7 protein-coding genes and 1 pseudogene are annotated in these 7,407 nt (G+C 47.8%); 2 read left to right on the forward strand and 6 right to left on the reverse strand.

Going from position 1 to position 7,407, the window contains the following annotated elements; all coding sequences use genetic code 11:
• Positions 1 to 31: 31 nt before the first annotated feature.
• The 5 genes and pseudogenes from CCB157_RS15060 to CCB157_RS18115 all read right to left on the reverse strand — a co-directional run.
• The gene (locus tag CCB157_RS15060; protein WP_077616690.1) at positions 32 to 1,054 is read right to left on the reverse strand and encodes a FecCD family ABC transporter permease; all 1,023 of its coding nucleotides are present in this window, start codon (positions 1,052 to 1,054) and stop codon (positions 32 to 34) included.
• Entirely contained in the window at positions 1,047 to 2,054 is a 1,008-nt protein-coding gene (locus tag CCB157_RS15065; protein WP_077616691.1) for a FecCD family ABC transporter permease, read from the reverse strand. The genes CCB157_RS15060 and CCB157_RS15065 overlap by 8 nt, the downstream gene beginning before the upstream one ends.
• 19 nt (positions 2,055 to 2,073) lie before the next feature.
• On the reverse strand, positions 2,074 to 3,066 hold the full coding sequence (locus CCB157_RS15070; RefSeq protein WP_077616692.1) for an iron-hydroxamate ABC transporter substrate-binding protein: 993 nt from the start codon (positions 3,064 to 3,066) through the stop codon (positions 2,074 to 2,076).
• A 99-nt stretch (positions 3,067 to 3,165) separates the two neighbouring features.
• On the reverse strand, positions 3,166 to 4,803 hold the full coding sequence (locus tag CCB157_RS15075; protein WP_077616693.1) for an ABC transporter substrate-binding protein: 1,638 nt from the start codon (positions 4,801 to 4,803) through the stop codon (positions 3,166 to 3,168).
• Positions 4,804 to 5,557: 754 nt separating this feature from the next.
• Positions 5,558 to 6,124: pseudogene (locus tag CCB157_RS18115) on the reverse strand (IS30 family transposase); the annotation flags it as partial.
• 168 nt (positions 6,125 to 6,292) lie between these two features.
• Here CCB157_RS18115 and CCB157_RS18395 point away from each other — a divergent pair.
• Positions 6,293 to 6,421 (forward strand): IS3 family transposase, encoded by a 129-nt coding sequence (locus tag CCB157_RS18395; protein WP_143287090.1) that lies wholly within the window; start codon positions 6,293 to 6,295, stop codon positions 6,419 to 6,421.
• A 138-nt stretch (positions 6,422 to 6,559) separates the two neighbouring features.
• Here CCB157_RS18395 and CCB157_RS15085 read toward each other — a convergent pair whose 3' ends face one another.
• Positions 6,560 to 6,892, reverse strand: a complete 333-nt coding sequence (locus CCB157_RS15085) for a hypothetical protein (protein ID WP_077616695.1) — start codon at positions 6,890 to 6,892, stop codon at positions 6,560 to 6,562.
• A gap of 150 nt (positions 6,893 to 7,042) precedes the next feature.
• Here CCB157_RS15085 and CCB157_RS15090 point away from each other — a divergent pair.
• Positions 7,043 to 7,407 (forward strand): transposase (locus tag CCB157_RS15090; protein ID WP_193432312.1); only part of this gene is annotated, 365 nt, incomplete at its 3' end.

A 7,407-nucleotide genomic window follows, 5' to 3' on the forward strand; every position in this document is an offset into this window, starting at 1 on the left:
CATTCCCTTTATGAACAACACCTTTTTCCACCTACACTCTCGTTTTAAACATTAAGTACACAAAATAAGGGATGCCGATGATGGCGACGACCACCCCGACGGGCAGCTCGACCGGGGAAAAGACGGTTTTGGCGATAAAATCGGAAACGATGACCAACAGCATCCCGATGATACCGCTTACGGGAAGCGCCCGATCATGTTGAATGCCCACCAACCGTTTGGCAATGTGCGGGGCGATCAAACCGACAAAGCCGATGTTCCCGGCCACGGACACGCACGCGCTCACGATGCCGATGCTGCTTAAGAGCAGGATATTTTTTTCTTTTTCCGTGGAGGCGCCCAAGCTTTTTGCGCTGTCTTCCCCCAATTGCAGTAGATCCAGCATACGGGATTTTCCGATGATCACCGGAACGAAAAGGACAAGCCATGGCAGCATGGCAGCGATATATGGCCAATTGGCGGTCCAAATGCTGCCCGTGAGCCATACCGTCGCCCTCTCAAAGTCTTGCGGATTCATCTTTAAAGATAAGTACAAAGACAAGGCACCGAACCCGGAACCCGCCGCAATCCCGGACAAGATCAGACGCTGGAGATCCAATCTCCCGTTCCGCCAGGCAAAAAAGTAAATCAGAACGGCGGCCCCCAATCCGCCCAGCCATCCGAACAACGGCATCGCCAAGATAGACAGCCATCCGCTTCCCGTTATTTGTCCTTCAAAGAAAAACATAAACAGGACGATCGCCGCCCCCGCGCCCGCATTGATGCCCAAAACGCCGGGATCCGCCAGCCCGTTTCTGCTGATCCCTTGTATCGCGGCACCCGCGACGCCGAGGCCGAACCCGACGAGCGCCGCAACCACAATGCGGGGCAGCCGGAAGTCAAAAATGACCAAATCGTGCTCCGAAACGGGATCGATGCGCAACAACGTTTTCAGCACGTCTATGACCGTCATGTCAAAGACGCCGTTCGTCAGACTGATATAAACCGCAACGAGCACCATCCCGAAACAGATGAACAGCACGGTCCAATAGCGGGCCGCCGAATTTTTAGGCACGTTTCTCTCCTCCCCTCTTGTAAATTAAATAGAGGAAGAAAGGCACCCCGATCAGGGAAGTGACGACCCCGATCGGCGTTTCATACGGATAATTCAAGAACCGGCTGAGGAGATCGGACAGAGCCAGAAAAATGGCTCCGAGGACGCCGGCGCAAGGTATCAGCCACCGATAATCGACACCCACCAAAAACCGGGCGATATGGGGAACGATCAGACCCACAAAGCCGATGTGACCGGCCAAAGCGACGGAAACGCCGGTCAAAATAACGACGCTGGCGATCGCCGTCGCCTTGACCAGCGTCGTTCTCTGTCCCAAGCTCACGGCCACTTGCTCGCCCAACGAGAGAATCGTGATCGATTTGGAAATGGAGAACGCGAGCGCGATGCCGACCAGCGCAAAAGGCAACGCGAGTTTGATCAAATCAGGATTCATCTGGTGCAGCCGGGCATTGTACCAAAAGCTGACGTTTTGCGAAACTTGAAAATAGGAAGCCATGGCGGCTGAAACGCTGCTCAGAAACGTTCCGATGACGGTGCCGATAATCGCCATCCGCACGGGAGACAGGCCGTTCGGCATCAGCGTCGCGAAGCCAAAAACGATGATGACGGCGATCAACGAGCCGACAAGCGAATACAGGATCATAGCCAGCGAAGAAGCGTCCGGCGCCAAAATCATGCAAAGCGTAATGGCGAAGACCGAACCGTCCGCAACCCCCATGATCGAAGGGGAGGCCAGATAGTTTCCGGTCATGCCTTGCATAATGGCCCCTGATATGGCCAGGAGCGCTCCGATGAGAAGCGCTCCGATCGCCCTTGGCAGCCGGGAATGCCGCACGATTTGATGGTTGACGTTGCCCGGATCGAAGTGAAAAATCGCCTCCCAAACCGTCGCCGCATCGATATTTTTTGCACCAAAGAGAATGGATGCCACGATGAGGAAGGCCATCACCAGAGGGGAAATCCCTAGGATGAATGCGGGCCAAAACCTCTTTGAGCGCATTTCCAGCGACCGCCTTGTCTTATTCATCGCCCAGCTTTTCCACAGCCGCTTTTAAGAAATGGATTTTGCTCCACGCCGTCCCGCCTTGTGCGAGCGGATCAACCACATTTACAAACACTTTGCCATTTTTGACGGCACGGATGCTTTTCCAAATCGGATCGTTTTGCCAGTTTTCGAGCGCGTGAGGCTGATCCTTGTTCTCGTCCTCCGAGAACTGCACAAAGATGTAATCCGGATTCATTTCACTGAATTTTTCTAGAGAAATCACTTCCTGCGCTTTGGCGTTTTCGATCTCTTGCGGCGCCTTCAGGCCCAAATCCGTGTAAAGCGTCGGGTTGAAAAAGATATCTTTGGAATAAATCATGATGTTGCCGTTCCTGATGCGGACCGCGACGACTTTTTTATCTTTTAGCCGTTCGCCCAGCTTCGCTTTCGCCGCCGCAACATCGCGTTGATACTCTTGGAGCACTTTCTCGGCAAGATCTTGCTTGCCGGTCAGTTCCGCCAGAAGGCGCAGGTTCGCTTCCCAATTAGTCGCTATATGGGAAACCGGAATGGTCGGCGCGACTTTCTCCAATTTGCTGATGACAGCCGGCGGGAATTTCGTCGTGGCGAAGATGACATCCGGTTTCAATTTCAGGATGCTTTCGATATTCGGCTGCGCTTTTTCCCCAATGGATACGGTGGACCCTGTAATTTCCTTGAACATGTCCGGAAACTTGCCGCCGACCGTGATGCCGCCGAGCGGTTTGACGCCCAGCACGAGCGCGTCTTCCATCGTTTCCATGCTGCCGGCGATCACAATGCGTTTCACTTTTGCAGGAACCTTATAATCTTTTCCGAGATAATGGATGGTTCGGGTTTCATCGGCATCCGCTTTCTTCTCTTGCTTTGCCGTCGAGTCCCCTCCGGCCGTATGATCGGGCGCTGAGGATGATTTCGCGCCGCAAGCGGTCAATATTAGAATGAGTAAAGCAATAAGACTGAATTTAAGATATGGCCTTTTCAGCATCCGTCTTTAAGTCCTCCTCTCGGTTTTCTGATTGATAATGATTATCGTTTTCGATTATAAAGCAGGCTGTTTTTGCTGACCATGGACGGTATCCGGAATTTATTTTGGACAATCTCCGGACAAAAGCCTTAGCGTCTCGTCGATGATCCGGTCAAGGGCACAGGGCGAATATTCCACCCATGGATCTGAAGAAATCAAATGCACGCGACGGTTCCGGACCGCCTTCAATTCCTGCCACGGCATGGAATATTGCAACGTTTTCCAAAACGCCAAGGTTTCCTCTTCCTGCCGGATCAAAAGAAGCAGGCGGTCCGCATCAATCTGGGCAAGCTGGTCCATCGTGATCTCTTGATCATACACCGAACGTTCTCCGCGATACGCCGGCGCCATCTGCAGATCGCGGTAAAAAACTTCGGACATGCTGCGATTGCAGTGCATATACAGATTTTGTTTGGAAATCCGCAAGATCAAGAACGAATCGTCCCCAACCATACGTTTTAACCGTTCTCTAGCCGCCTTCACTTTCCGATCATATCTTTCAAGCCAATGCTCAGCTTCTCTTGTTTCGCCTAAAAATTCGGCCGTCAGCAGCAATTGCTCGCGCCAATTCTTATCTTTCCACGGCACATAAAAGACGGGGGCCACCTGCTCAAGCTTCTCCTTTTCTCCGGCATTCAGCTCATCCGTGCTGATCACGACATCCGGACGGGCTTGGAAAAGCGTGTCGATGTTGGATGCCCAATGTTGATTTTGCCGGTAAGCGCTGAGATGGACGGAAATATCCGCACGGTACCTCTTGTAGTAATAGGCGGTCCATTTCGGGTGAAGCGGCGCGGCATAAGGAATGATCTTCAAAGCAAGCAATTGTCCGATAATCGGAGAACGGTAGGCGGCGATTTTCCGGCGGCGCCGTTTCATATAAACGGATGGCGCGACCCCTACTTTCTTCTTGAATGTGCGGCTGAAATAAAATTCATCGTTGTAGCCGACCTGATGAGCGATGTCCCGCAGCTTCGCATCCGCTTGCGCCATGAGTTGCTTCGCCTTGTTGATCCGCAGCTCGGTCAAGTAGTCGATGGCGCTGATCCCGTACGTTTTTTTAAACAAATCGACAAAATACTTCGGGCTGAGGTTCGCCAAGCGCGCCAACTGCTCAATCGTCAAATTCTCGTTAAAATTGCGTTCCATATAGTCCTTTGCCGACTCCAGTCCCGTTCGCGATTCCCCTGACAGATGGCGGCGGTTTTTCATGATGTAATAAAGCAATTCCTGAAAAGCGAGTTGGCTGCGGAAGCGTTCCAGCCCGTCTTCGCTCTGCCATTGAAGGTATACCTCTGCGCATAAGGAAGCGAGCGAATCGGCCGGAGAAACATGGATTTCTCCTTTCAACGGAAAACGCGCCGCTTTCACGCTTGGCACGCGCTCCCCTTCCGTTGCCCGAAAAACATCGAATTTAAAAAGAAATATCGTCAGCTCATCCGGATGTTCCGGTTCGGCTCCGTAAGTCTCTCCGGGAGCGCACACATAAACCACGCCCTCCCCCAACCGGCATTCATGCTGGTCCAGCGTCAATCGGCCTCGACCATTTGTCGCGACGAAAAGGACATGAGAACCGGTGAGCCGCTGCTCGATCCGCCAACTCTCATCTCTTTTGACAAACTCTATATCGCGAAGGTGAAAAAGCAGGCCGTCCAGCGAAAAACCGACTCCCTGCTTAATCGTTTCCTCGTGTTGCATTTGCTCCCACCGTCCTTGTTCGTTTCTGTATTGTGCCAAGGCAAACAAGCCTTTCAACTTCCGTTGAAAAGCTTTTCGGGAACATTGGGTATCCTGTTTGCAGAATACAGCGGTCTTTTAAACAGAATTGCTCAGAAACTCGATAATTGATAATGATAATCATTACTAATTAAAGTATATCACGGCCCAATCAATCGGTTAATAGGTCCGGCCCGCAAGGATTTTTTCGATTTTTTCGAATGGATGTGGTCATACAACGATGAAGTGAATGCCCTATCCATACTCTAAAACCTCATATCGCCAAACAGGACTTCCTACCAACGGCTCCGAATAATGTATGGAAGTAAGATTTTACAAACCCCGTTCCAAGAAACGAGGGCAGATTGGAAACGACGGCATCACGGATTGCTTATGCGATTTGTTTAGCACCCGAAGGAAAGCATGATCACAGATAACTTTCTTTCCCTTCCTAATATGACAGCCCCGGTAGTTTATACTTCACAGTGAATTTGGTCATAAAAAAACTGCACCTCCAACTGTTAGTTATGTCTAACATTTGAGGTGCAGTTTATCCATTGGTACAGATCATAGTGTCGTTAGATCTTGGGCGATGCAATATGAACAACATAGTGAAACGGCATTTATAAAGTCCTATACAAGCTACTCAACACAGTCTAAAATAAACGTCTCAACTACATGAAGGTTCATGGGACGTTTCTCTATGAAACAGCGACGATTTAAAAATGAAGATTTGTTAATTCAAGTGTGACAGTTCTTCCATGAACGCTTCAAATGCAGTTTTCCATCCAAGGCATTTCCTAGGACGTTTATTCATTAAAATTAAGTCTTCCATGAGTTCTTCTTCTGTTACTATAGCGAGATCTAACGCTTTAGGAAAGAATTCTCTTAAGAGACCATTAGCGTTTTCATTGATTACCACGTTGCCAGGAGCAGTAGGGATCGGCAAAATAAACAGAAACATTTAAACTTGTCTCGATTTCATTATGTAATGCGAATTCTTTGCCTCTATCAACAGAAGTTGTTTTGAATGCCTCTTTTGGAAGGGTGGTAATCACTTGTATCACCACTTGTTTCATTGAAAGTGCGGTGCGATTTGGGATTTTGATGGCTAGATAAAAACAGATCTTCCATTCAGCAAAGGTTGCAATACAGCCTTTACTTTGCCCACGGCTTGATACAACCGTATCTCTTTCCCAATGACCAAATTGTTCACGTTTCCTTACTTCCTTTGGCCATAGTTTAATGGAATACTCATGTTAAAACGGCCACATGTCTCTCTTGGGTATCGGCGCTTCCTTTTTCCAGGTTCAAACGTGCTAAGATGTGAGTATTCCACGATTGCTTCCTCCTGTAAATGTTGTGAGATAACTTCATTATTACACGAAGAAATCATGGATATTTGTTTTTATTTATGATGTCGCACTTCATATTACAATCTGTCAAATAACTTCTACTGCCTTGATCCGAAATGGAGAATTCAACTCGAATCATAGACGCTCTCATACCAAAGAAAAAGGGGATATATTATAATCACATACGAATAAAGGCTAAACCAAAAGGCTTGAGTCCGATTAGATACCGAACTCAAGCCTTCTAATAAAATATCCTGTCCGACTTTATGGGGACACCAATTTTTTTAGGTGCATTTTATTTCTTTATGCCTCTAAAACGAATAAATATTAGTTTATAATGAGATTATTTTTATTAGAAATTTAATGCAATAGAAAAATTACCTTTATAGTTTTTCTAATAGTAAATGCGTCCCAGTATATTCATCAAAGTTTCCATTTTCAATAAGTTCTTTTATAACTCTTTTTGAACTCGGCGTTAACATTGACAACTGATTATACCAAATAGAAAAAGCTTCCCACGATTGTCCTAAAATCTTTTCTTTACTCATCGACCTAAATGAATAATCTACTAGGTCAGTAAACTCGTCTTTTAGTTCGGATTTACCTAATGAAATTCTACTAAAGAGCTCAATCAGCCACTGAGCTAAATGTGCGTACTGCTCCCATGCACCATAATCTTCAGTTAAAGTTCGCTTTCTTTGTAATATTTTGAGCAAAAAATTTTGAAAATCCTTATCACTTAAAGAATATCCTAAAGTTGAGTCCGTAAAATTGTGTAAAAAGGAAATGTAAAAAGAGCCACGTTGCTTTCCCTTTGATAGAATGGACATTGACCAAAACAAAAAACAAAAAGGAGGAAAGCAACTATGGCTCAATACAATATTACAATAAGCGATGAAATCCTGCACGGGTTCTTGTCGCAAGATCAAGGACTGGCCAAACTGTTGGAACAGGTCTTGAATCAAATCCTTGAAGCCCAGTTAACGGATCAACTTGGCGCCGGCCGTTATGAGCGCACAGAGGAGCGAAAAGGCTATCGAAACGGGTCTTATCCCCGGCAATTGACGACTCGGGTGGGACGGTTGACCTTGCGCGTGCCGCGGACAAGGGATGGGGAGTTTTCCACTGAACTCTTTCAACGTTATCAACGGAGCGAACAAGCTCTGGTACTGGCCCTCATGGAAATGGTCGTAAACGGGGTGTCCACCCGAAAAATCACCCAAATCACGGA

The organism is Caenibacillus caldisaponilyticus, from assembly GCF_002003465.1.
Classification (GTDB): domain Bacteria; phylum Bacillota; class Bacilli; order Bacillales; family Sporolactobacillaceae; genus Caenibacillus; species Caenibacillus caldisaponilyticus.

What these genes read in the sequence shown, in the direction of transcription:
- CCB157_RS15065 (WP_077616691.1), bottom strand. Translation starts at nt 2,054, where the DNA reads ATGCGCTCAAAGAGGTTTTGGCCCGCATTCATCCTAGGGATTTCCCCT.
- CCB157_RS15070 (WP_077616692.1), bottom strand. Translation starts at nt 3,066, where the DNA reads ATGCTGAAAAGGCCATATCTTAAATTCAGTCTTATTGCTTTACTCATT.
- CCB157_RS15075 (WP_077616693.1), bottom strand. Translation starts at nt 4,803, where the DNA reads ATGCAACACGAGGAAACGATTAAGCAGGGAGTCGGTTTTTCGCTGGAC.
- CCB157_RS18395 (WP_143287090.1), top strand. Translation starts at nt 6,293, where the DNA reads ATGGAGAATTCAACTCGAATCATAGACGCTCTCATACCAAAGAAAAAG.